We start from the raw sequence: 22,356 nt of genomic DNA, 5'->3' as shown, positions 1-22,356 counted from the left end.
CCCAGTTTCGGTGAAATGGGGCGTTGCGTGTCGCCCCATTTTTTATGCTTATTGATTAACCTGATCCAACCAGCCCCATTTATCCTCGGTTTCACCGGTGAAGAGGCCAAAGAATGCTTGCTGAATGCGCTTGGTGATCGGGCCGCAGCGGCCTTCGCCCACCTGAATACCATCAACGCTGCGTACTGGGGTGATCTCTGCGGCAGTCCCGGACATAAAGACTTCGTCAGCCAGGTACAGGGACTCGCGGGACAATACCTGCTCGCGGACTTCCAGGCCCAGGTCTTTCGCCAGCTTGATGATAGCGTCGCGGGTAATGCCCGGCAGCGCGGAAGAGGTGAACGGCGGAGTAAACAACACGCCATCTTTAACTTCAAACAGGTTTTCACCGGCGCCTTCAGAGATGTAGCCGTTCACGTCCAGCGCGATACCTTCCTGATAGCCATGGCGACGCGCTTCGCTGCCGACCAGCAGCGAAGAGAGATAGTTACCGCCGGCTTTGGCCGCGGTCGGAATGGTGTTTGGCGCCGCGCGATTCCAGGAAGAAACCATCGCATCGATCCCCTGATCCAGCGCTTCGGCACCCAGGTAGGCGCCCCACGGGAACGCCGCGATGATCACGTCAGTGTTATAGCCCGGAGGCGGGTTGACGCCCATGCCAACGTCGCCGACAAAGACTAACGGACGGATATAGGCGCTGGTCAGGCTGTTTTTACGAATAACTTCGCGACAGGCTTCCATCAGCTCATCGACGCTCTGAGAAACCGGGAAACGATAGATTTTGGCTGAGTCATGCAGACGCTGCATATGCTCACGGTGACGGAACACCACCGGTCCCTTGTGAGAGTCGTAGCAACGGATGCCTTCAAATACGGAAGTCCCGTAGTGCAGCGCATGGGACATCACGTGAACCTTCGCCTCGCCCCACGGAACCATCTCACCATTGAACCAAATGTAGTCAGCTTTTTTCGTCGTCATTATTCTTCCTTTGCGCTCAGGCGCGAATTTGTTGTGATGTAGGTTGCTGGATCTCGACGCAGGCGACGTCCACCAGTTTGCTTAATTGACTAAACAGTAATTCGACGGGCCGCTGGCTGGCAACGGTCAGTTCGATATTAATATTCCGGGCATCGGCGGCGGTTTCCATATTCATCGCGCAAATCTGGAACCCGCGATGGCGCACGACGCGCAGCACGCGTTCTAAGGTTTCAGGGTTAAAGCGAGCCTGCAAGGCGACCTGATGTTGCATCATGATAATTTCTCCAGCATTTCTGCATTACTGGCACCGGGCGGCACCAACGGCCAGACGTTCTCAAGTTCATCGATTGAGACATGAAGCAGGTAAGGCCCCTGGCTCGAAAGCATGGTGTCGAGTGCCGCTTCAACCTGGTCTTTACGGGTGATGTGTTGACCAGGGATGCCGAAGGCGCTGGCCAGAGTAAGAAAATCGGGGTTATCGGTAAGAGTGGTTTCGCTATAACGTTCCTGAAAAAACAGCTGCTGCCATTGTCGAACCATTCCTAAACGCTGGTTGTCCAGTAAGACTATCTTCAGCGGCAGCTGCTTGCGTTTTACGGTGCCCAGCTCCTGCACGTTCATCATGAAGGAGCCGTCACCGGAGATACAGATAACCGTATCATCGGGGCGGGCCACCTGCGCGCCTACTGCTGCCGGCAGGCCAAAGCCCATTGTCCCTAATCCGCTGGAAGTGATGAAATTCTCCGGACGCGTATAGGTCATATGCTGCGCTGACCACATCTGATGCTGGCCCACATCGGTGGTCACGACGCAATCTGCTGGTTTGCGCTCGGAAAGCTGCTTCAGCAGCAGCGGAGCATAGATGGCCTCGCCCGGATGATCGTAGCGCCAGGCGTGCTCGGCGCGCAGCTGCGCATTACGTTGACGCCAGGCATCGATAGACAGCGGCTGCTGCAGCGCGGGCAGCATTACATTCAAATCGCCGGTCAGGCCGATATGCGCCTGACGGAGCTTGTTCAGTTCAGCCGGATCGATATCCATATGGATAACTTTGGCGTGCGGGGCAAACGTATTCAGCTTGCCGGTGACGCGATCGTCAAAGCGGGCGCCTACCGCGATCAGTAGGTCACATTCCTGTACCGCCAGGTTGGCCGCCTTGGTGCCGTGCATCCCCAGCATCCCCAGATAGTAGGGATAATCCGCCGCCACCACCCCCAGTCCTTTCAGGGTGGCGGTCGCTGGCATTTGCGTGACGGTAAGAAATTCGCGCAGCGCCGGAACCGCCTGCGCCATCCCCACGCCGCCGCCAACGTATAACATCGGCTTCTGCGACTGAGTCAGCATCTGCAAAGCGTATTCGATATCCGCATATGGAAAATCAACGTCGTCGGCTACCATGGAAAAATGCGGATCGAGATCGCCCTGAGCCAGCTGGATGTCTTTTGGGATATCGACCAGCACGGGACCGGGGCGCCCGGAGTTTGCTACGTGGAAAGCTTCGGCAATGATGCGCGGCAGTTCTTCCAGCGACTGCACCAGGAAACTGTGCTTGGTGCAAGCCAGCGATAAACCGAGAACATCAACTTCCTGGAATGCGTCGGTGCCAATGAACGGGGCGGCAACCTGGCCGGTGATAGCAACAACGGGAACGGAATCAAGCAGCGCGTCGGCGAGGCCGGTGATCAGGTTGGTTGCGCCAGGCCCCGAAGTGGCGATACACACCCCGGTTTTGCCGGTAGCCCTGGCATAGCCGATAGCCGCCATAGCCGCGCCCTGTTCATGCCGGCACAATAGGTGTTCCACGCCGCCGTCATACAATGCATCGTAAACCGGCATAATTGCTCCACCCGGATAGCCAAAAACGGTATCGACTCCCTGTGCTCGCAAAGCATGTACTACCCACCGCGCCCCATTCATAGTTACTTCCCCGTCGTAGATCGAGAGAAACAGAATTTTATGCTACCAGCCATCGTCTGCTCCTCTTTTCTGTTTTTAAGTTATAAAAAAACCCCCGGACCTTTCGGTGCGGGGGTCTTAGTTCGTTAAGGCTTGTTTTTTAAGCCTTTCCTCGTCCAAGTGCAGCCCCGCACGGTGGGATAATAATCACCACCACGCTAATCACGACCAGGCTAATCACTCGTAGAAGGGCTGTCATTTTATGTTCTTTCTGGCTTCATGTTCGAAGGAATACCTAAAGAGGTACCACAGACATCACGTTAAACACAAGATTTTTTTATGACCGCATTTCTTACCTTGCTAACCATTTACGAAAAAACAATTGTTTTTAATAGAAAAAATATGAAATGAAAATATTTCAATTTGTGGCGTACTCCACAGCACTTTTTCTGTTCCTGACTGACAACCGTGTTTTGCGAGCCAGTATCCAAAGCGAGTGCAAAGTGGCAATGGGCCAAAAATTGGCTGGAAGCAAGCATGTAAAATTTAATATTGCCGAATTACTCGATAACAGATCCCCGACATAATCCTGGCTCTCAGGAGGTTTTATGTCACTCGCCATTGTTTACACCCGCGCCGCTCTCGGGATCGGCGCCCCGCTTATCACGGTTGAAGTTCATATCAGCAACGGACTCCCTGGCCTGACCATGGTAGGGCTGCCGGAAACAACGGTGAGAGAAGCGCGTGACCGGGTACGTAGTGCGATTATCAACAGCGGCTACGCTTATCCGGCGAAAAAAATCACCATTAATCTGGCTCCGGCCGATCTGCCAAAAGAAGGTGGAAGATATGATTTACCTATCGCTCTCGCGCTTCTGGTGGCCTCAGAGCAGCTAAATGCTACCAGGCTAAATCAATATGAGTTTGTCGGCGAGCTGGCGCTTACAGGCGCTCTGCGTGGCGTTCCTGGTGCCATATCCAGCGCCATGGAGGCAATAAAAGCGGGTCGGAAGATTGTTATCTCTAATGAGAATTCTCCGGAGGTAGGATTAATCGGCGGCAGTGACTGCCTTATCGCCACCGATCTCCAGGAAGTCTGCGCTTTTCTCGAAGGTCGCAATCCCCTCACTCCTCCACTCTCAGAAGGAGAGTATTCGGATGATACACCGGTTGACCTGCGTGATGTTATTGGCCAGCAGCAGGGGAAACGCGCGCTGGAAATTATCGCCGCAGGTGGCCACAACCTGCTGATGATAGGCCCGCCCGGCACCGGTAAAACGATGCTCGCCAGTCGATTACCGGGACTGCTACCGCCGTTGAGTAACCAGGAGGCGCTGGAAAGCGCGGCAATACATAGCCTGGTCGATTCCACGCGTGCGACGAAAAATTGGCGTCGCAGGCCCTTTCGCGCCCCGCATCATAGCGCCTCCCTGGCGGCCATGGTGGGTGGCGGCTCAATTCCGGCACCAGGAGAGATCTCGCTGGCCCATAATGGCGTCCTGTTTCTGGATGAGCTGCCTGAATTCGAACGCAGGGTACTGGATGCGTTACGAGAACCGATTGAGTCAGGGGTTATCCATATCTCTCGCACGCGCGCCAAAATTGATTATCCGGCCCGTTTCCAGCTTATTGCAGCGATGAACCCCAGCCCGACAGGGCACTATCAGGGCCAGCATAATCGCGCCTCGCCACAACAGACGCTACGCTACCTTGGCCGTTTATCCGGCCCGTTTCTCGACCGGTTCGATCTCTCTCTGGAGATCCCACTTCCGCCGCCGGGAGTACTCAGTCAGGGAACACACGAGGAGGAAAGTAGCGCCAGCGTGCGTCAACGTGTTCTGGCCGCACGCGAAAGACAGCTATCACGACAGAAAAAACTTAATGCGCATCTGGGAAATGATGAGATGAAAATCTGCTGCCGGCTTCATCAAGATGACGCTATCTGGCTGGAGCAGACGCTAACTCAGCTTGGACTTTCAATCCGCGCCTGGCAACGCCTGCTTAAAGTTTCCCGGACTATTGCGGATATTGAAGCCGTCGATTGCATCGAACGTCATCATCTGCAGGAGGCTCTCGGCTATAGGGCAATAGACAGAATGTTGAGCCATCTACAAAAAATGATGGCGTAAAAAAAGGGCTTACGCCCTTTTTCTTAATCATCGCTTTCTGTGTAATCTTCCGTACCTTCCACCTGCGGCTTGCCGCCGGACAGAGTATGGAAACGCTTCGGACGCTTAATGCGCGCCATGTACTTAATCCAGACGCGTTCTGCTTCCGTTGCGGGCTCACGTTCACCACGGCATACCGAAACAAACTGTTTTTCATCGTCGGTGACAGGCTCGCGTTTACCTAGTTCGAGTTCATTAAAGGCATAACCATGACGTTCCAGCAGTTGCGCCTCTTTGATGGTGAAATCTCCATGACGGGAAAACCCGCGCGGATAATTTTTATTGTCGAAAAAACGATTAGTTGTCGTAAAGCTTTCCGCCATCCTACACGCTCCTGATTCTTTGGCCGAGCTAATTATGGCGCGGAGTATTAGTTACGCTTGACAGAGCGTCAAACAAAACATTTAAATCATCACGACAAATAATTTTGCGGAGAAGAGTGTGGATACGGAATTGCTGAAGACTTTCCTTGAGGTGAGCAGAACTCGCCACTTTGGCCGAGCCGCAGAGGCGCTTTATCTGACGCAGTCAGCAGTTAGCTTTCGTATTCGTCAGCTGGAGAACCAGCTGGGGGTGAACCTTTTTACCCGTCATCGTAATAATATCCGTCTGACTTCAGCCGGAGAGAAACTGCTGCCCTACGCCGAAACCCTGATGAATACCTGGCAAGCTGCGCGCAAGGAGGTCGCGAATGCTTCCCGACATAATGAATTTTCGATCGGTGCCAGCGCTTCTCTCTGGGAATGTCTGCTTAACGGATGGCTGGGCAAGCTCTATACGGAGCCCTATAACCTCCAGTTTGAGGCGCGGATTGCGCAGCGCCAATCGCTGGTCAAACAGCTGCATGAACGCCAGCTTGATCTCTTGATCACGACAGAATCGCCGAAGATGGATGAACTAAGCAGCCAGTTACTGGGTAATTTTACATTAGCGCTTTATTGTTCATCACCGGCTAAGTACACGAATGAATTGAATTATTTACGCCTGGAATGGGGGCCGGATTTTCAACAAAATGAAGCCGGATTGATCGGAAATGATGATATTCCTCTGCTGACCACCAGTTCTGCCGAATTAGCGTACCAGCAACTCAGCGCCCTTAAGGGCTGTACATGGTTGCCCGTGCTCTGGGCGCAGGAGAAAAATAACCTGCATACGGTGACCGACAGTGCGACGCTTTCAAGACCCCTCTATGCAATTTGGCTACAAAACAGCGACAAACAAGCGCAGATTCGTGAGATCCTGAAGCACAATATATTGGGATAGACGCACTCCTCCAGGGACGGAGGAGGATCGGCGGGAAATTTAAAGCAAAAAAAATCCTTTGCCTGAGCAAAGGATTATTATATGGCAGGGGCGGAGAGACTCGAACTCGCGACACCCGGTTTTGGAGACCGGTGCTCTACCAACTGAGCTACGCCCCTAAATTTTCTTATCATTAAGCCTGCATTATCAGCAGGCTTAATTTTTTTAATAAGTGGCGGAACGGACGGGACTCGAACCCGCGACCCCCTGCGTGACAGGCAGGTATTCTAACCGACTGAACTACCGCTCCACCGAATACTTCTGTAACCACCGGATTAATGCACCGGCTTACTACTTAATTTGATGCCTGGCAGTTCCCTACTCTCACATGGGGAGACCCCACACTACCATCGGCGCTACGGCGTTTCACTTCTGAGTTCGGCATGGGGTCAGGTGGGACCACCGCGCTACTGCCGCCAGGCAAATTCTGTTATCTGTATCAGGCTGAAAATCTTCTCTCAATCCGCCAAAACATCTTCGGCGTTGTAAGGTTAAGCCTCACGGTTCATTAGTACCGGTTAGCTCAACGCATCGCTGCGCTTACACACCCGGCCTATCAACGTCGTCGTCTTCAACGTTCCTTCAGGACCCTTAAAGGGTCAGGGAGAACTCATCTCGGGGCAAGTTTCGTGCTTAGATGCTTTCAGCACTTATCTCTTCCGCATTTAGCTACCGGGCAATGCCATTGGCATGACAACCCGAACACCAGTGATGCGTCCACTCCGGTCCTCTCGTACTAGGAGCAGCCCCCCTCAATTCTCCAGCGCCCACGGCAGATAGGGACCGAACTGTCTCACGACGTTCTAAACCCAGCTCGCGTACCACTTTAAATGGCGAACAGCCATACCCTTGGGACCTACTTCAGCCCCAGGATGTGATGAGCCGACATCGAGGTGCCAAACACCGCCGTCGATATGAACTCTTGGGCGGTATCAGCCTGTTATCCCCGGAGTACCTTTTATCCGTTGAGCGATGGCCCTTCCATTCAGAACCACCGGATCACTATGACCTGCTTTCGCACCTGCTCGCGCCGTCACGCTCGCAGTCAAGCCAGCTTATGCCATTGCACTAACCTCCTGATGTCCGACCAGGATTAGCTGACCTTCGTGCTCCTCCGTTACTCTTTAGGAGGAGACCGCCCCAGTCAAACTACCCACCAGACACTGTCCGCAACCCGGATAACGGGCCCACGTTAGAACACCAGCCATTAAAGGGTGGTATTTCAAGGATGGCTCCATGCAGACTGGCGTCCACACTTCAAAGCCTCCCACCTATCCTACACATCAAGGACCAGTGTTCAGTGTCAAGCTATAGTAAAGGTTCACGGGGTCTTTCCGTCTTGCCGCGGGTACACTGCATCTTCACAGCGAGTTCAATTTCACTGAGTCTCGGGTGGAGACAGCCTGGCCATCATTACGCCATTCGTGCAGGTCGGAACTTACCCGACAAGGAATTTCGCTACCTTAGGACCGTTATAGTTACGGCCGCCGTTTACCGGGGCTTCGATCAAGAGCTTCTCCTTACGGATAACCCCATCAATTAACCTTCCGGCACCGGGCAGGCGTCACACCGTATACGTCCACTTTCGTGTTTGCACAGTGCTGTGTTTTTAATAAACAGTTGCAGCCAGCTGGTATCTTCGACTGATTTCAGCTCCATGAGCAAGTCACTTCACTTACCATCAGCGTGCCTTCTCCCGAAGTTACGGCACCATTTTGCCTAGTTCCTTCACCCGAGTTCTCTCAAGCGCCTTGGTATTCTCTACCTGACCACCTGTGTCGGTTTGGGGTACGATTTGATGTTACCTGATGCTTAGAGGCTTTTCCTGGAAGCAGGGCATTTGTCACTTCAGCACCGTAGTGCCTCGTCATCACACCTCAGCGTTGATAACGTTCCGGATTTACCTGGAACATCCGCCTACATGCTTAAACCGGGACAACCGTCGCCCGGCCAACATAGCCTTCTCCGTCCCCCCTTCGCAGTAACACCGAGTACAGGAATATTAACCTGTTTCCCATCGACTACGCCTTTCGGCCTCGCCTTAGGGGTCGACTCACCCTGCCCCGATTAACGTTGGACAGGAACCCTTGGTCTTCCGGCGTGCGGGTTTTTCACCCGCATTATCGTTACTTATGTCAGCATTCGCACTTCTGATACCTCCAGCAACCCTCACAGGCCACCTTCAACGGCTTACAGAACGCTCCCCTACCCAACAACACATAGTGTCGCTGCCGCAGCTTCGGTGCATGGTTTAGCCCCGTTACATCTTCCGCGCAGGCCGACTCGACCAGTGAGCTATTACGCTTTCTTTAAATGATGGCTGCTTCTAAGCCAACATCCTGGCTGTCTGGGCCTTCCCACATCGTTTCCCACTTAACCATGACTTTGGGACCTTAGCTGGCGGTCTGGGTTGTTTCCCTCTTCACGACGGACGTTAGCACCCGCCGTGTGTCTCCCGTGATAACATTCTTCGGTATTCGTAGTTTGCATCGGGTTGGTAAGTCGGGATGACCCCCTAGCCGAAACAGTGCTCTACCCCCGAAGATGAGTTCACGAGGCGCTACCTAAATAGCTTTCGGGGAGAACCAGCTATCTCCCGGTTTGATTGGCCTTTCACCCCCAGCCACAAGTCATCCGCTAATTTTTCAACATTAGTCGGTTCGGTCCTCCAGTTAGTGTTACCCAACCTTCAACCTGCCCATGGCTAGATCACCGGGTTTCGGGTCTATACCCTGCAACTTAACGCCCAGTTAAGACTCGGTTTCCCTGCGGCTCCCCTATACGGTTAACCTTGCTACAGAATATAAGTCGCTGACCCATTATACAAAAGGTACGCAGTCACCCCATAAAGAGGCTCCTACTGCTTGTACGTACACGGTTTCAGGTTCTTTTTCACTCCCCTCGCCGGGGTTCTTTTCGCCTTTCCCTCACGGTACTGGTTCACTATCGGTCAGTCAGGAGTATTTAGCCTTGGAGGATGGTCCCCCCATATTCAGACAGGATACCACGTGTCCCGCCCTACTCTTCGAGTTCACAGCCTGTGTGTTTTAGTGTACGGGAGTATCACCCTGTACCCTGCGACTTTCCAGACGCTTCCACTAACACACAAGCTGATTCAGACTCCGGGCTGCTCCCCGTTCGCTCGCCGCTACTGGGGGAATCTCGGTTGATTTCTTTTCCTCGGGGTACTTAGATGTTTCAGTTCCCCCGGTTCGCCTCGTTTGACTATGTATTCATCAAACGATAGTGCAACGAATTGCACTGGGTTTCCCCATTCGGACATCGCCGGCTATAACGGTTCATATCACCTTACCGACGCTTTTCGCAGATTAGCACGTCCTTCATCGCCTCTGACTGCCAGGGCATCCACCGTGTACGCTTAGTCGCTTAACCTCACAACCCGAAGATGTTTCGTAAAACATCATCGTGTCGCGAAAATTTGAGAGACTCGAACACACATTAGCTGTGTGTCGTTTCAATTTTCAGCTTGATCCAGATTTTTAAAGAGCAAAACTTCGCAGTGAACCTTTTCAGGTACACTCTGAAGTTTTCTTGTTTTTGGCAGTAAAGATGGTGGAGCTATGCGGGATCGAACCGCAGACCTCCTGCGTGCAAAGCAGGCGCTCTCCCAGCTGAGCTATAGCCCCATCGTAGTGAAATCTCATCAACCTTAATTTCTGTTGAAGCAAGGCGTGGTGACACGAAGCATACTTAGAGTATGTGAGTGTCGCCGCAACGCAGCATCAGCAGAAATTTGGTAGGCCTGAGTGGACTTGAACCACCGACCTCACCCTTATCAGGGGTGCGCTCTAACCACCTGAGCTACAAGCCTGCAGAGATTTTTTACTGCTTATTTTTCATCAGACAATCTGTGTGGACACTACAAAGGCAGGTTCTTTCAGGTAAGGAGGTGATCCAACCGCAGGTTCCCCTACGGTTACCTTGTTACGACTTCACCCCAGTCATGAATCACAAAGTGGTAAGCGCCCTCCCGAAGGTTAAGCTACCTACTTCTTTTGCAACCCACTCCCATGGTGTGACGGGCGGTGTGTACAAGGCCCGGGAACGTATTCACCGTGGCATTCTGATCCACGATTACTAGCGATTCCGACTTCATGGAGTCGAGTTGCAGACTCCAATCCGGACTACGACATACTTTATGAGGTCCGCTTGCTCTCGCGAGGTCGCTTCTCTTTGTATATGCCATTGTAGCACGTGTGTAGCCCTACTCGTAAGGGCCATGATGACTTGACGTCATCCCCACCTTCCTCCAGTTTATCACTGGCAGTCTCCTTTGAGTTCCCGGCCGGACCGCTGGCAACAAAGGATAAGGGTTGCGCTCGTTGCGGGACTTAACCCAACATTTCACAACACGAGCTGACGACAGCCATGCAGCACCTGTCTCACGGTTCCCGAAGGCACCAAAGCATCTCTGCTAAGTTCCGTGGATGTCAAGAGTAGGTAAGGTTCTTCGCGTTGCATCGAATTAAACCACATGCTCCACCGCTTGTGCGGGCCCCCGTCAATTCATTTGAGTTTTAACCTTGCGGCCGTACTCCCCAGGCGGTCGACTTAACGCGTTAGCTCCGGAAGCCACTCCTCAAGGGAACAACCTCCAAGTCGACATCGTTTACAGCGTGGACTACCAGGGTATCTAATCCTGTTTGCTCCCCACGCTTTCGCACCTGAGCGTCAGTCTTTGTCCAGGGGGCCGCCTTCGCCACCGGTATTCCTCCAGATCTCTACGCATTTCACCGCTACACCTGGAATTCTACCCCCCTCTACAAGACTCCAGCCTGCCAGTTTCGAATGCAGTTCCCAGGTTGAGCCCGGGGATTTCACATCCGACTTGACAGACCGCCTGCGTGCGCTTTACGCCCAGTAATTCCGATTAACGCTTGCACCCTCCGTATTACCGCGGCTGCTGGCACGGAGTTAGCCGGTGCTTCTTCTGCGGGTAACGTCAATGAATAAGGTTATTAACCTTACTCCCTTCCTCCCCGCTGAAAGTACTTTACAACCCGAAGGCCTTCTTCATACACGCGGCATGGCTGCATCAGGCTTGCGCCCATTGTGCAATATTCCCCACTGCTGCCTCCCGTAGGAGTCTGGACCGTGTCTCAGTTCCAGTGTGGCTGGTCATCCTCTCAGACCAGCTAGGGATCGTCGCCTAGGTGAGCCGTTACCCCACCTACTAGCTAATCCCATCTGGGCACATCTGATGGCAAGAGGCCCGAAGGTCCCCCTCTTTGGTCTTGCGACGTTATGCGGTATTAGCTACCGTTTCCAGTAGTTATCCCCCTCCATCAGGCAGTTTCCCAGACATTACTCACCCGTCCGCCACTCGTCACCCGAGAGCAAGCTCTCTGTGCTACCGTTCGACTTGCATGTGTTAGGCCTGCCGCCAGCGTTCAATCTGAGCCATGATCAAACTCTTCAATTTAAGTTTGATGCTCGTGAATTAAACTTCGTAATGAATTACGTATGTTCACTCAGAGACTTGGTATTCATTTTTCGTCCGAAGACGTTAAGAATCCATGTCACTTTGAGTGCCCACACAGATTGTCTGATAAATTGTTAAAGAGCAGTGCAACGCGGCTTTCGCTCACCGTTGCGAGGTCCCGTATAATACGTTTTCCTCATTCAGAGTCAAGCGTTTAATTTTGCTTTTCTCTGTCGGTATTCATCGCTGAATCCCGCTGACCCGGCGGCTTGCGTGCCGTTGTTCCGTGTCAGTGGAGGCGCATTATAGGGAGTTCTGAGACGTTGACAAGCCCTGTTTTCAAAAAATCTTTCAACCGTCTCTTTTTTGTGCAAAACGCTATGAAAGCGGTAATTTTTCCAGCGATTCGAAGCCGTAGCGCCGCAAAACGCTCAAAAGCTGTTCGGTTTCAGGCGTCAGCGCCATACAGTAGGCAATATTGGCATCACTCGATTTTGCGTCAGGCGCTTCGTGCTCTAATAGCCAGGCCGTGCGACGCGCAATCGCCGCCCCGGAGTCGATCATTCTCGTCCCTTCCGGCAGAACCTGCTGCAGCTCTTCCTGTAATAGAGGGAAATGCGTACACCCCAGCACAACCGTATCAGGCGGTTCCTGCATTCGCAGCCAGGGACGCAGGATACGCCGCAGTTCATCCAGCGGGACCGGCTCACCGTGGAGCTTAGCCTCCGCCAGCTCCACCAGCTCTGCCGACCCCAGCATTTCGATTTTGCATTCATTCGCAAAGCGGGAGATCAGTTCGCGCGTATAAGGACGTTTTACCGTTCCGCGCGTTGCCAGCAGGCCAACAACGCCATTCGCCGTTAAGCGTGCCGCGGGTTTTATCGCCGGAACGACGCCGACAACCGGAAAGGCGAATTTATCGCGTAATGCGGGGAGGGAAACGGTACTTGCGGTGTTACAGGCAATAACGGCCAGCGCCAGCGGATAGCGCTGCTGAACTGCGGTAACGATCTCAAGGACGCGTTCAACAATAAACGCTTCGCTCTTCTCGCCGTACGGGAAAGCAACGTTGTCGAAAGCGTAGATATAATGCAGATCCGGCAGAAGCTGCCGGATCTCGTTGTAAACCGACAGCCCACCGACGCCGGAATCAAACACCAGCACGGTGGGACGTGGATCAGAAGGTGTAGCTGCCAGACAAGTAGTATTCTCGTCCTGCAGTTTGGTAGCCATAAGCTGTCTCGTAATCTTTATCGAACAGGTTAGCTATTTTACCACGAACTGTCAGGCGATCGGTGATCGGATACGATGCAGAAACGTCTACCGTGCTGTAGCTCGGCAAAATCCTTTGCGTATTGTTGTACTGGGAGGTGTTGTTATCGTAGCGCTTCCCATAATACTGCCAGGACACATCCATATCGACATCAAACACGGACCAGTCCAGCTGATACTTTGCCTGTCGTTTAGAACGTCGGGCCAGCACTTCACCGTTATCATCGTTACGCGGATCGACATACTGCAACGTTACGCGATGGCTGAAAATACCGGTGTCGACACTTCCCGTCCACTCCACGCCTTTAATCGTCGCGGCATTAATATTGTCGTACTCCCCTTCATAGGTGACAGGATCGGAGTAATAGGTAATCAGATTAGTAATCTTGTAATGGTACGCGGACAAGCGCCAGTCCACGGGACCAGTGAGCCCTTCCAGCCCCGCTTCCCACTGCTTCGACTCTTCAGGCTTCAGGTTGGGATTCGCGTTGATACCAAATCGGGTCGAACCAAACTGTTGCCCTAACGAAGGCGCAAGGAAGCCGGTACCGTAGCCGAGGGTCAGGCGATAGTTTTCGACAAATTCCCAGCCTGCGGTCGTCTGCCAGGTACCGTGCCAGCCAAACTGCTCATCGTGGTCTTCACGCCCGGAAGCTTCGAGGGTCACATCGCCAAACTGCTGCTGGCCCGTCAGATATAACCCCGTATTGTCACGTTTATAGGTATCCGACATCGTCGTGTCTGATGACGTTAATCGCTGCTGCTGCCAGTCCACCCCTGCGCTGACAGAACCATGACCCACAATAACGTTATTGCCCCACTGCAGGTTATGCTGCGTCATCCTGTCGAGCGTCGTCCCATCATTATAACGACCATAAATACTGCTGTAGTTATAGTCCTTTACCTTCTGATAGCTGGCGATAAGCTGAGAGGAGTAGATACCGGAATTAAAGTTCAGCCCCGCATCCCAGCTTTGGTTGTAGAGCTGGTTTTCATCGGCGCTGTAGGCCGGGCTATACGGCGGGCTTCCAAGATCGTAATCAGAGTTGTTGGTATAGCTGTGTCCGCGGAAGAAACCGTCAAAATTCTCGTTAAATTTATGCTCGAGGCTGCCCCAAAACGTTTTATTACGAAAACCGTCGCGATCGCCGTCGTGCTCCCAGGTTGAACCTGGCTGAACGTTGAAGCCTTTATTACCCTCATAGGAGCCCGCAACCGTCGCCACCGTATCGCCAAAGCGATGGCGCAGGGTGCCGTCATATTGTTGGTAACCTTTAGAACCTACCCCAGCGGTAATTTTGGATTGTTCTTTATCAGAATGCGTAATGACGTTAATCACCCCGCCCATAGCCCCGGAACCATAAATCGCCGAACGCGGGCCACGGATATATTCGACGCGCTGCACCAGTGATAAAGGGATCTGATTCAAATCAGGGTTGTTTGTAATTCCAGGTCGGACCATGGGAACGCCGTCAACCAGCACCAGTACCTGTTTAGCTTCAGTACCACGGATAAACAGAGAGGAAGATTGCCCCATGCCGCCATTTTGCGCGACGTCCACGCCAGGCAATCGGCGCATCACATCGTTCAAATCTTTCGCCTGCCAGCGCTCGATATCTTCCCGGGTAACCACATCAGTCGGCGCAAGGACCGTATTGACCGGCTGTTGAAAACGGTTTGCTGTGACCACTAACGTATCTGAATTGCTGTCCTGCGCCCAGCCGGAAAATGCCGTGACGGAGAGCGCCGTCATCAGCGAAGCTTTTTTAATCATTTTAAAGCATCCGTAATAAACAAAGGATGCCGCCGGCTCTATCAGTAGCACGCGATGATAGAAACCAAATGCGACGTATTCCGGCAGGTCTTCGGGCTTGGAGTGTTTGATGGATGAGGACTTCCCGCTAAATAACCGCAGTGTCTGCATAATGCGCTCATCCCACTTTTCCTTACCGCTGCGCGTCAGCTCCAGATTTACACTGGATTCCCTATTAACTCATAGGACCGGTAGCACGATGCTATAATCAGAAACATATAGATGTCCAGACTTCTACCGTTATATTTCCTTATATCATCAGGGCTGGACATCCCCGGCGCTTTCCCTACAATCCCCCGCGTACTTATTTTATTCAGGATGCATCATGACCCCCGAACACCTTCCTACCGAACAATATGAAGCGCAGCTGGCAGAAAAAGTCGTCCGTTTGCAGAAAATGATGGCGCCTTTCAGCGCCCAGGTTCCGGAAGTGTTTCGTTCGCCGATCAGCCACTATCGTATGCGCGCAGAGTTCCGTCTGTGGCACGATGGCGACGATCTGTACCACATTATGTTCGATCAGCAGACCAAATCCCGTATCCGCGTCGATACCTTCCCGGCCGCCAGCGAGTTGATTAATCAGCTGATGGCCGCGGTGATTGAAGGTGTACGCGATAACCCGGTACTGCGTCATAAACTGTTTCAGGTGGATTATCTGACCACCCTGAGTAATCAGGCCGTGATATCACTGCTGTATCATAAGAAGCTTGACGACGAATGGCGTCAGCAGGCTGAGCGCTTCCGCGATGCGCTGCGGGCGCAAAATCTGAATGTGCACCTGATTGGCCGCGCCACAAAGACGAAAATCGAGCTGGATCAGGACTATATCGATGAACGTTTGCCAGTTGGCGGGCGCGAAATGATCTATCGTCAGGTTGAGAATAGCTTCACCCAGCCGAACGCGGCGATGAACGTCCAGATGCTGGAGTGGGCTATCGATGCTACCAAAGACGCAACCGGCGACCTGCTTGAGCTGTACTGCGGTAACGGCAACTTTTCGCTGGCGCTGGCGCGTAATTTCGAACGGGTGCTGGCAACGGAAATCGCCAAACCGTCCGTCGCGGCGGCGCAATACAATATTGCAGCGAACCACATTGATAACGTGCAGATTATCCGCATGTCGGCGGAAGAGTTTACCCAGGCGATGAACGGCGTACGGCAGTTTAATCGTCTACAGGATATCGACCTGAAGAGCTATCAGTGTGAGACGATTTTTGTCGATCCGCCGCGCAGCGGGCTGGATAGCGAGACGGAGAAAATGGTGCAGGCGTACCCGCGTATTCTGTATATCTCCTGCAATCCTGAGACCCTATGCCAGAACCTGGAAACGCTCAGTGAGACCCACGAGATCGCGCGCCTGGCGCTGTTCGACCAGTTCCCGTATACCCATCATATGGAATGCGGCGTGCTGTTGACGAAGAAGTAAAGTCGGGTGAGAAAACCCGGCAACAACGCTGTTGCCGGGGGAAAGATTATTCCGCGACCGCGTTCTTGCGATTGCGCAACTTGTAGCCAATCCAGAACACCATAATCACCGACAGAACCGCCGGGAAGAAGTTAGAGCCGATGTCCGGATATTCCGCGCGCACGACGGTGCTGTAAACCAGCACGCCGAGAATAAAGCAGGCTGCGGCAAGCCCCGGCAAACCCACGGGCATACTACGATTCTGATAGCGCTGATGCAGGCAGTAAACCGTCAGCACCAACGACAAAATAGGGAAGATGGAAAAAGGGACAATGGAGCTGAATAGCGCGGCGAAGGTACCATTAATGGATAAACCTGCGATCAGCGCCAGCAGCAGCGTACCTCTATCTTGTACTGAGTGTTTCATTGCTCGTCCTTCACGTTATTCGGAATGATTTGATATTTTTTCTTGTTCACGGCGATACCAGTAATACGCGCCTTTCGAGATCATTCTGAGCTGCAGCACCAGGCGTTCTTCCAGCTGTCGACGCTGCTCCGGGCCCACATCGAGAGCCTCGGCGCCAGCGCTAAATACGATGGTGACCATAGCTTCAGCCTGCGCTTCGGTAAAGGCGCGCGGCATATGGTTTTCGATTTCTAAATAGTCGGCAAGTTCCGCGATAAAATGCTGAATTTCACGCGCCACGGCGGCGCGAAACGCCGCAGACGTACCGGATCGTTCCCGCAGCAGCAGGCGGAAGGCGTTCGGATTGTTGCCAATAAATTCCATAAAGGTGGAAACAGAGGTGCGAATGACGCTGCCGCCTTTCGCAATACGCTGGCGCGCCTGGCGCATCAGCTGGCGCAGCATAAGCCCGCTTTCATCCACCATGGTCAGACCAAGCTCATCGACATCACGAAAATGGCGATAGAAGGACGTCGGGGCGATCCCCGCTTCCCGCGCAACTTCGCGCAGGCTTAAGCTGGCAAAACTGCGTTCAGCGCTTAGCTGACTAAATGCCGCTTCCACCAGCGAACGCCGGGTTTTTTCTTTTTGTTGCGCTCTTACGCCCATCACGTTGTCTGAATCCTTCCATAAGCCCTTCCGGCACTATACCAGAGATCAGAACCAATCGGTTTACACTGGATTGTGAATGATTGTTTACGAGCTGTTTCTGCTTTTATGCCGCAAAAAAGCACAACGATAATTGGGTTAAAGCGCGGCAAATGTTATCATCGTGTTTATTTTATGTATAAAACAGGTGAGTAATGCCATGTCACACTCTTGGGATTATGATGCAATTGTGATTGGTTCCGGTCCTGGCGGAGAAGGTGCCGCCATGGGGCTGGTGAAACAGGGAGCACGCGTTGCCGTCATTGAGCGCTACCATAACGTCGGCGGCGGTTGTACCCACTGGGGTACCATCCCGTCAAAAGCCCTCCGCCATGCCGTCAGCCGTATTATCGAGTTTAACCAAAATCCCCTCTACAGCGACCATTCCCGTCTTCTTCGTTCTTCCTTCGCCGACATCCTGAACCATGCAGACAGCGTCATTAACCAGCAAACCCATATGCGTCAGGGTTTCTATGAGCGTAACCACTGCGAAATCCTGCAGGGCAATGCCCATTTTGTTGATGAGCACACTATCGCGCTGGAGTGCCACGACGGTACCGTGGAAACGGTGACGGCGGAAAAGTTCGTGATTGCCTGTGGTTCACGCCCGTACCATCCGGCAGACGTCGACTTCCATCACCCGCGCATTTATGACAGCGACTCGATCCTGAGCCTGCACCACGAACCGCGCCATGTGATCATTTATGGGGCCGGGGTGATCGGCTGCGAATATGCGTCGATCTTCCGCGGAATGGAAGTGAAGGTGGATCTGATCAACACCCGCGATCGCCTGCTGGCGTTTCTCGATCAGGAAATGTCCGACTCCCTCTCCTATCACTTCTGGAACAGCGGCGTAGTCATTCGCCACAATGAAGAGTACGAAAAGATTGAGGGCGTGGATGATGGCGTCATCATGCACCTGAAATCCGGTAAAAAGCTCAAAGCGGACTGCCTGCTGTACGCTAACGGCCGCACCGGGAATACCGACTCTCTGGCGCTGGAAAATATCGGCCTGCAAACCGATAGCCGCGGTCAGCTGAAGGTCAACAGCATGTATCAAACCGCCCTGCCGCATATTTATGCCGTCGGCGATGTGATTGGCTACCCGAGCCTGGCCTCTGCCGCCTACGACCAGGGCCGCATCGCAGCCCAGGCGCTGGTGAAAGGCGAAGCCTCGGCGCATCTGATTGAAGATATCCCTACCGGTATTTACACCATTCCGGAAATCAGCTCCGTTGGCAAAACCGAGCAGCAACTGACGGCCATGAAAGTGCCTTACGAGGTAGGGCGCGCGCAGTTCAAGCATCTGGCGCGAGCGCAGATTGTCGGCATGAGCGTCGGTACGCTGAAGATCCTGTTTCATCGCGAAACGAAAGAGATCCTTGGGATTCATTGCTTTGGCGAGCGCGCGGCCGAAATTATTCACATCGGCCAGGCGATAATGGAGCAGAAAGGCGGTGGTAACACCATTGAGTACTTCGTTAACACCACCTTTAACTACCCGACGATGGCGGAAGCCTATCGGGTAGCCGCGTTAAATGGCTTAAACCGCCTGTTTTAACGCGGTATCGAAATGGCCATCCATCTTCCCGCGGATGGCCTCTGCCAGATGTTCATAGCGGCTACGCAGCGGCGAACCCGGGCGATAAACCAGCCCCACGGTACGTCTCGGTTCCGGCTTGATACAGGGCACATAGACCACGCCATCGCGCTTTCTCTCCTGCGGCACGGCTAAGGCTGGCAGCAGCGTGATGCCGCTACCGGCAGCCACCATGTTACGCAACGTTTCGAGGCTGGTCGCCCGGAAATGCGTATCTTCATCGGCGCCCGCTTCAAAGCAAAAACCCATCGCCTGATCGCGCAGGCAGTGGCCGTCTTCCAGCATCAGCAGCTTTTCACCGGCCAGGTCCGACATCGGCACGCACTCGCGGTTCGCCCACGGGTGATCTTCGTAAATAGCCAGCATCATGGGCTCATCAAACAGCGGCACCTCAATAAACGCTTCGCTCTCTTTGACCAGCGCCAGAATCGCGCAGTCGAGCTTACCGCTATCAAGCTGCGCTAAAAGCTGATGGGTTTGTGCTTCATGCAGGTACATTTCCAGCTTGGGAAAGGTCTGATGCAGCATCGGGATAATCAACGGCAGCAGATAAGGGCCAATCGTCGGGATCAGCCCAATATGCAGCGGCCCGGACATGGTCTCTCCCTGCTGGCTTGCCATTTCCTTCAGCACTTTGACTTCGCGTAGCACGGTACGCGCCTGATCCACCAGCAGCAGCCCTGCCTGGGTGAACAGAACCTTACGGCTGGTGCGTTCCAGCAACATCACGCCGAGCTCATCCTCCAGCTTACGGATTTGCCCGCTAAGCGTAGGTTGGCTGACGTGGCAAGAATCCGCCGCACGGCGGAAGTGGCGGTGTTCGGCTAGCGCTACCAGATATTCAAGATCGCGAATATTCATTATTCATCCTCCATCGCCACGATAGTCCATGGCGATAGATAGAATAGCAACGAACGATTATCCCTATCAAGGTTTCTGTTCAATAATAAACCCATAAATGAGGAAAACTGCAGAAAATCATCGCGCTTCCTCAACAGTTTTCTACCCGGATAACTAAAGCCAACGTGAACTTTTGCGGACCTTGTGTCCGCTTTTTTTTGGCATAAAAAAAGCCCGGGCGTTGCCCGAGCTTCATATATTGACCACCTTACAGGCAGCCCCGCAGACGACTCAAACCAGGCGCTGTTTAGCGTCGGCAATCGCCTGAGCAACCTGCTGAGGAGAAACGCCGCCTTTAGCCGCACGCTTATCCAGACACGACTGCAGCGACAGGATTGGATAGACATCCTCGGCGATAACGCGGCTAAATTTCTGTAAATCGGCCAGGGGCAGATCTTCCAGCGGCTTGCCTTGGGCAATGGCCTCGACCACCGCTTCACCGACAATATGGTGCGCTTCACGGAACGGCACGCCTTTAGCAACCAGATAATCCGCCAGTTCGGTGGCATTCGCATAACCCTGCTGCGCCGCTTCTTCGCAGCGCGGGCGTTTTACCTGAATACCGTCGAGCACCAGCGCCGCCATATGCAGGCAGTCGAGCCAGGTATCAAGCGCGTCAAACAGCCCTTCTTTATCTTCCTGCATATCTTTATTGTAGGCCAGCGGCAACCCCTTGAGGGTCATCATCATGCCGGTCAGCGCGCCCTGCACGCGGCCGCATTTACCGCGGATCAGCTCCAGCGCATCCGGGTTTTTCTTCTGCGGCATCAGGGATGAGCCAGAAGTCACGCGGTCAGAAAGCTCAACAAAGCCCGCTTCGCCGGTATTGAAGAAGATCAGATCTTCGGCAAAACGCGACAGGTGAACCATACCGATTGAGGCATCGGACAGCAGTTCCAGTACGTGATCGCGATCGGACACGCTGTCCAGGCTATTGCGGGTCGCCGATGCGAAGCCCAGCCAGCCGGCAAGCTGTTCACGATCGATTTCATAGGCGGTACCCGCCAGCGCTCCGCAGCCCAGCGGGCTGACGTCCAGACGTTTAAGCGCATCCTGCAGACGGCTTTCATCACGCGCCAGCATTTCGACATAGGCCAGACACCAGTGGGCGAACGTCACCGGCTGCGCGCGCTGCAGGTGAGTATAGCCCGGCATGACGGCGTCCTGGTTATTCTCCGCCGTCTCGACCAGCGCGCTTTGTAGCTGACGATTCGCCGACAGCAGTTCCACAACGGTATCTTTGCACCACAGCTTCAGGTCGGTCGCCACCTGGTCATTACGGCTACGCCCGGTGTGCAGCTTTTTGCCCAGCTGGCCGACTTTGTCGATCAGCTTACCTTCCACCCAGCTATGAATATCTTCCGCATCGCTTTCGAGGATCTGCTGCGGGTTAGCCCGCACGTCTTCCAGCAGAATGTTCAGCGCCTCTTCCAGCTGCTGTTGTTCATCAGCAGTCAAAACACCCACCGTCACCAGCGCTTTGGACCAGGCGACAGAGCCAACGATATCCTGCTCCGCCAGGCGATAGTCAAAGCGCAAAGAGTCGTTGAACTGTTTGAACCGCTGATCCGCTGCCTGAGTAAAACGCCCACCCCAAAGTGCCATAACATGCTTCCTTAATATCTTTGAATTTTATTGCCCGGCGGCGCTGCGCTTACCGGGCCGACAAAATGATAAATTGATTATGCCAGAATACGCGTGCCGATCGGCGTGCCGTTAAACAGCGCCGGGAGCTGCTCCGCGTGGCGCCAGGAGGCGATATCGACCGGGCGGCCTAATGTCCGCGCCGCGTCCAGGGCCGCATTCACTTTGACGATCATGCCGTCGGTGATAATGCCCTGCTCGATCAGCTGTTCAGCCTTCTCGGCGGTCATTTCCGCAATGCGCTGCCCTTTGCCATCAAGAATGCCGCTCACGTCAGACAGCAGAATCAGGTCTGCGCCGAGCGTTGCCGCCAGCGCGGTCGCCGCCTGGTCGGCGTTGACGTTCATCAACTCGCCTTCATCGGTGACGCCGATGGAGCTAACGACCGGCATATAACCGCCCGCCAGCAGCGTGTTAATCAGCGCCGGAGAACCCGGCTGAGCGAATCCGACATGACCGAGCTCTTCATCAAGCTGCGTCACTTTGACGCTATCGCCGTCGCCGAGGAATAGCCCAACGGCAGCCAGGCCGTGCTTCTTCGCCCACGCCAGCAGCGTTTTATTGGCGGTTCCCGCCAGCGCGCCGGTAATAATGTCGATCTGATCCGCTGGCGTGACCCGCAGACCGTTTTTCTTATTTACCGGCAGGTTGAGCTGCTTCATGAGCTCATCCACCACGCAGCCGCCGCCGTGCACAATAATCAGCGGGCGCTGATGGGATTCGCGGTAGTTCACCAGCGCCGTAAACAGGCGCTCCAGCGCTTCTTCGCTATCCAGCAGGACGCCGCCGAGTTTGATAATTAAAGGATTCATCATCACACC

General features: G+C 53.7%; 16 protein-coding genes, 4 tRNA genes, 3 rRNA genes and 1 riboswitch. Of the genes, 4 read left to right on the top strand and 19 right to left on the bottom strand.

The window, feature by feature from the left end; translation table 11 throughout:
- Positions 1 to 48: 48 nt before the first annotated feature.
- The 4 genes from BWI76_RS00970 to ilvL form a co-directional block, all read right to left on the bottom strand.
- Entirely contained in the window at positions 49 to 978 is a 930-nt protein-coding gene (locus BWI76_RS00970; protein ID WP_004097473.1) for a branched-chain amino acid transaminase, read from the bottom strand.
- Between the two features lie 16 nt (positions 979 to 994).
- Positions 995 to 1,252, bottom strand: a complete 258-nt coding sequence (gene ilvM, locus BWI76_RS00965; protein ID WP_004107599.1) for an acetolactate synthase 2 small subunit — start codon at positions 1,250 to 1,252, stop codon at positions 995 to 997.
- Positions 1,249 to 2,895, bottom strand: a complete 1,647-nt coding sequence (gene ilvG / locus BWI76_RS00960) for an acetolactate synthase 2 catalytic subunit (RefSeq protein ID WP_024360643.1) — start codon at positions 2,893 to 2,895, stop codon at positions 1,249 to 1,251. Before ilvG ends, ilvM begins: the two co-directional genes overlap by 4 nt.
- A 139-nt stretch (positions 2,896 to 3,034) precedes the next feature.
- Positions 3,035 to 3,133, bottom strand: coding sequence for an ilv operon leader peptide (gene ilvL, locus BWI76_RS00955; RefSeq protein ID WP_001311244.1), 99 nt, complete (start codon positions 3,131 to 3,133; stop codon positions 3,035 to 3,037).
- Positions 3,134 to 3,482: 349 nt separating this feature from the next.
- Between ilvL and BWI76_RS00950 the strand changes: the two genes are divergently transcribed.
- Positions 3,483 to 5,003 (top strand): YifB family Mg chelatase-like AAA ATPase, encoded by a 1,521-nt coding sequence (locus BWI76_RS00950; protein ID WP_024360644.1) that lies wholly within the window; start codon positions 3,483 to 3,485, stop codon positions 5,001 to 5,003.
- A gap of 23 nt (positions 5,004 to 5,026) precedes the next feature.
- Here the strand turns inward: BWI76_RS00950 and BWI76_RS00945 are convergent, their stop codons facing one another.
- Positions 5,027 to 5,365: a DUF413 domain-containing protein gene (locus tag BWI76_RS00945; protein WP_004097464.1), complete on the bottom strand. Its 339-nt coding sequence runs from the start codon at positions 5,363 to 5,365 to the stop codon at positions 5,027 to 5,029.
- 118 nt (positions 5,366 to 5,483) lie between these two features.
- Between BWI76_RS00945 and hdfR the strand changes: the two genes are divergently transcribed.
- Positions 5,484 to 6,305: an HTH-type transcriptional regulator HdfR gene (hdfR, locus tag BWI76_RS00940; protein WP_024360645.1), complete on the top strand. Its 822-nt coding sequence runs from the start codon at positions 5,484 to 5,486 to the stop codon at positions 6,303 to 6,305.
- Positions 6,306 to 6,387: 82 nt separating this feature from the next.
- On the opposite strand, the gene BWI76_RS00935 is transcribed toward hdfR, so the two are convergent.
- From BWI76_RS00935 to btuB, 9 genes are all read right to left on the bottom strand, one after another.
- Positions 6,388 to 6,463: transfer RNA gene (locus tag BWI76_RS00935), tRNA-Trp, on the bottom strand.
- 54 nt (positions 6,464 to 6,517) lie between these two features.
- Positions 6,518 to 6,594, bottom strand: a tRNA-Asp gene (locus BWI76_RS00930).
- A 55-nt stretch (positions 6,595 to 6,649) separates the two neighbouring features.
- Positions 6,650 to 6,765, bottom strand: a 5S ribosomal RNA gene (rrf, locus tag BWI76_RS00925).
- 66 nt (positions 6,766 to 6,831) lie between these two features.
- Positions 6,832 to 9,737, bottom strand: a 23S ribosomal RNA gene (locus tag BWI76_RS00920).
- Positions 9,738 to 9,915: 178 nt separating this feature from the next.
- Positions 9,916 to 9,991 (bottom strand) — tRNA-Ala (locus tag BWI76_RS00915).
- Positions 9,992 to 10,099: 108 nt separating this feature from the next.
- A tRNA-Ile gene (locus tag BWI76_RS00910) sits at positions 10,100 to 10,176 on the bottom strand.
- Between the two features lie 71 nt (positions 10,177 to 10,247).
- A 16S ribosomal RNA gene (locus BWI76_RS00905) occupies positions 10,248 to 11,787 on the bottom strand.
- Together the 16S, 23S and 5S rRNA genes with 4 tRNA genes alongside form the textbook arrangement of a ribosomal RNA operon.
- Positions 11,788 to 12,165: 378 nt before the next feature.
- The gene (murI, locus tag BWI76_RS00895) at positions 12,166 to 13,020 is read right to left on the bottom strand and encodes a glutamate racemase (protein WP_024360568.1); all 855 of its coding nucleotides are present in this window, start codon (positions 13,018 to 13,020) and stop codon (positions 12,166 to 12,168) included.
- Positions 12,965 to 14,833 carry a TonB-dependent vitamin B12 receptor BtuB gene (gene btuB / locus BWI76_RS00890; protein WP_049089331.1) on the bottom strand — a complete coding sequence of 623 codons (1,869 nt, stop codon included), beginning with the start codon at positions 14,831 to 14,833 and terminating at the stop codon, positions 12,965 to 12,967. Before btuB ends, murI begins: the two co-directional genes overlap by 56 nt.
- Positions 14,834 to 14,897: 64 nt before the next feature.
- Positions 14,898 to 15,080: riboswitch (cobalamin riboswitch) on the bottom strand.
- 117 nt (positions 15,081 to 15,197) lie between these two features.
- Here btuB and trmA point away from each other — a divergent pair.
- The gene (gene trmA / locus BWI76_RS00885; protein ID WP_004870560.1) at positions 15,198 to 16,298 is read left to right on the top strand and encodes a tRNA (uridine(54)-C5)-methyltransferase TrmA; all 1,101 of its coding nucleotides are present in this window, start codon (positions 15,198 to 15,200) and stop codon (positions 16,296 to 16,298) included.
- A gap of 46 nt (positions 16,299 to 16,344) precedes the next feature.
- Here trmA and BWI76_RS00880 read toward each other — a convergent pair whose 3' ends face one another.
- The gene (locus BWI76_RS00880; RefSeq protein WP_004127333.1) at positions 16,345 to 16,704 is read right to left on the bottom strand and encodes a YijD family membrane protein; all 360 of its coding nucleotides are present in this window, start codon (positions 16,702 to 16,704) and stop codon (positions 16,345 to 16,347) included.
- A 15-nt stretch (positions 16,705 to 16,719) separates the two neighbouring features.
- Entirely contained in the window at positions 16,720 to 17,355 is a 636-nt protein-coding gene (gene fabR, locus BWI76_RS00875; RefSeq protein ID WP_004107582.1) for an HTH-type transcriptional repressor FabR, read from the bottom strand.
- A 196-nt stretch (positions 17,356 to 17,551) separates the two neighbouring features.
- Between fabR and sthA the strand changes: the two genes are divergently transcribed.
- Positions 17,552 to 18,952, top strand: a complete 1,401-nt coding sequence (gene sthA / locus BWI76_RS00870; RefSeq protein WP_004116922.1) for a Si-specific NAD(P)(+) transhydrogenase — start codon at positions 17,552 to 17,554, stop codon at positions 18,950 to 18,952.
- Here the strand turns inward: sthA and oxyR are convergent.
- From oxyR to argB, 3 genes are all read right to left on the bottom strand, one after another.
- A complete protein-coding gene (gene oxyR / locus BWI76_RS00865) occupies positions 18,935 to 19,852 on the bottom strand; it encodes a DNA-binding transcriptional regulator OxyR (protein ID WP_004127331.1) in 918 nt (305 codons plus the stop codon). The two genes, sthA and oxyR, sit on opposite strands and share 18 nt — an antisense overlap.
- A gap of 270 nt (positions 19,853 to 20,122) precedes the next feature.
- Positions 20,123 to 21,496, bottom strand: a complete 1,374-nt coding sequence (argH, locus tag BWI76_RS00855) for an argininosuccinate lyase (RefSeq protein ID WP_004870563.1) — start codon at positions 21,494 to 21,496, stop codon at positions 20,123 to 20,125.
- Positions 21,497 to 21,573: 77 nt separating this feature from the next.
- Positions 21,574 to 22,350, bottom strand: a complete 777-nt coding sequence (gene argB, locus BWI76_RS00850) for an acetylglutamate kinase (protein WP_086544362.1) — start codon at positions 22,348 to 22,350, stop codon at positions 21,574 to 21,576.
- Positions 22,351 to 22,356: the final 6 nt, after the last annotated feature.

The organism is Klebsiella sp. M5al (assembly GCF_002090195.1).
GTDB lineage: Bacteria > Pseudomonadota > Gammaproteobacteria > Enterobacterales > Enterobacteriaceae > Klebsiella > Klebsiella grimontii.
This window is presented reverse-complemented; position numbering and strand designations above follow the sequence as displayed.

Coding starts and splice junctions, on each gene's coding strand:
- oxyR (WP_004127331.1), bottom strand. CDS start 19,852: ATGAATATTCGCGATCTTGAATATCTGGTAGCGCTAGCCGAACACCGC.
- BWI76_RS00950 (WP_024360644.1), top strand. CDS start 3,483: ATGTCACTCGCCATTGTTTACACCCGCGCCGCTCTCGGGATCGGCGCC.
- trmA (WP_004870560.1), top strand. CDS start 15,198: ATGACCCCCGAACACCTTCCTACCGAACAATATGAAGCGCAGCTGGCA.
- argB (WP_086544362.1), bottom strand. CDS start 22,350: ATGATGAATCCTTTAATTATCAAACTCGGCGGCGTCCTGCTGGATAGC.
- ilvM (WP_004107599.1), bottom strand. CDS start 1,252: ATGATGCAACATCAGGTCGCCTTGCAGGCTCGCTTTAACCCTGAAACC.
- BWI76_RS00945 (WP_004097464.1), bottom strand. CDS start 5,365: ATGGCGGAAAGCTTTACGACAACTAATCGTTTTTTCGACAATAAAAAT.
- BWI76_RS00880 (WP_004127333.1), bottom strand. CDS start 16,704: ATGAAACACTCAGTACAAGATAGAGGTACGCTGCTGCTGGCGCTGATC.
- btuB (WP_049089331.1), bottom strand. CDS start 14,833: ATGATTAAAAAAGCTTCGCTGATGACGGCGCTCTCCGTCACGGCATTT.
- argH (WP_004870563.1), bottom strand. CDS start 21,496: ATGGCACTTTGGGGTGGGCGTTTTACTCAGGCAGCGGATCAGCGGTTC.
- BWI76_RS00970 (WP_004097473.1), bottom strand. CDS start 978: ATGACGACGAAAAAAGCTGACTACATTTGGTTCAATGGTGAGATGGTT.
- ilvL (WP_001311244.1), bottom strand. CDS start 3,133: ATGACAGCCCTTCTACGAGTGATTAGCCTGGTCGTGATTAGCGTGGTG.
- ilvG (WP_024360643.1), bottom strand. CDS start 2,895: ATGAATGGGGCGCGGTGGGTAGTACATGCTTTGCGAGCACAGGGAGTC.
- murI (WP_024360568.1), bottom strand. CDS start 13,020: ATGGCTACCAAACTGCAGGACGAGAATACTACTTGTCTGGCAGCTACA.
- sthA (WP_004116922.1), top strand. CDS start 17,552: ATGTCACACTCTTGGGATTATGATGCAATTGTGATTGGTTCCGGTCCT.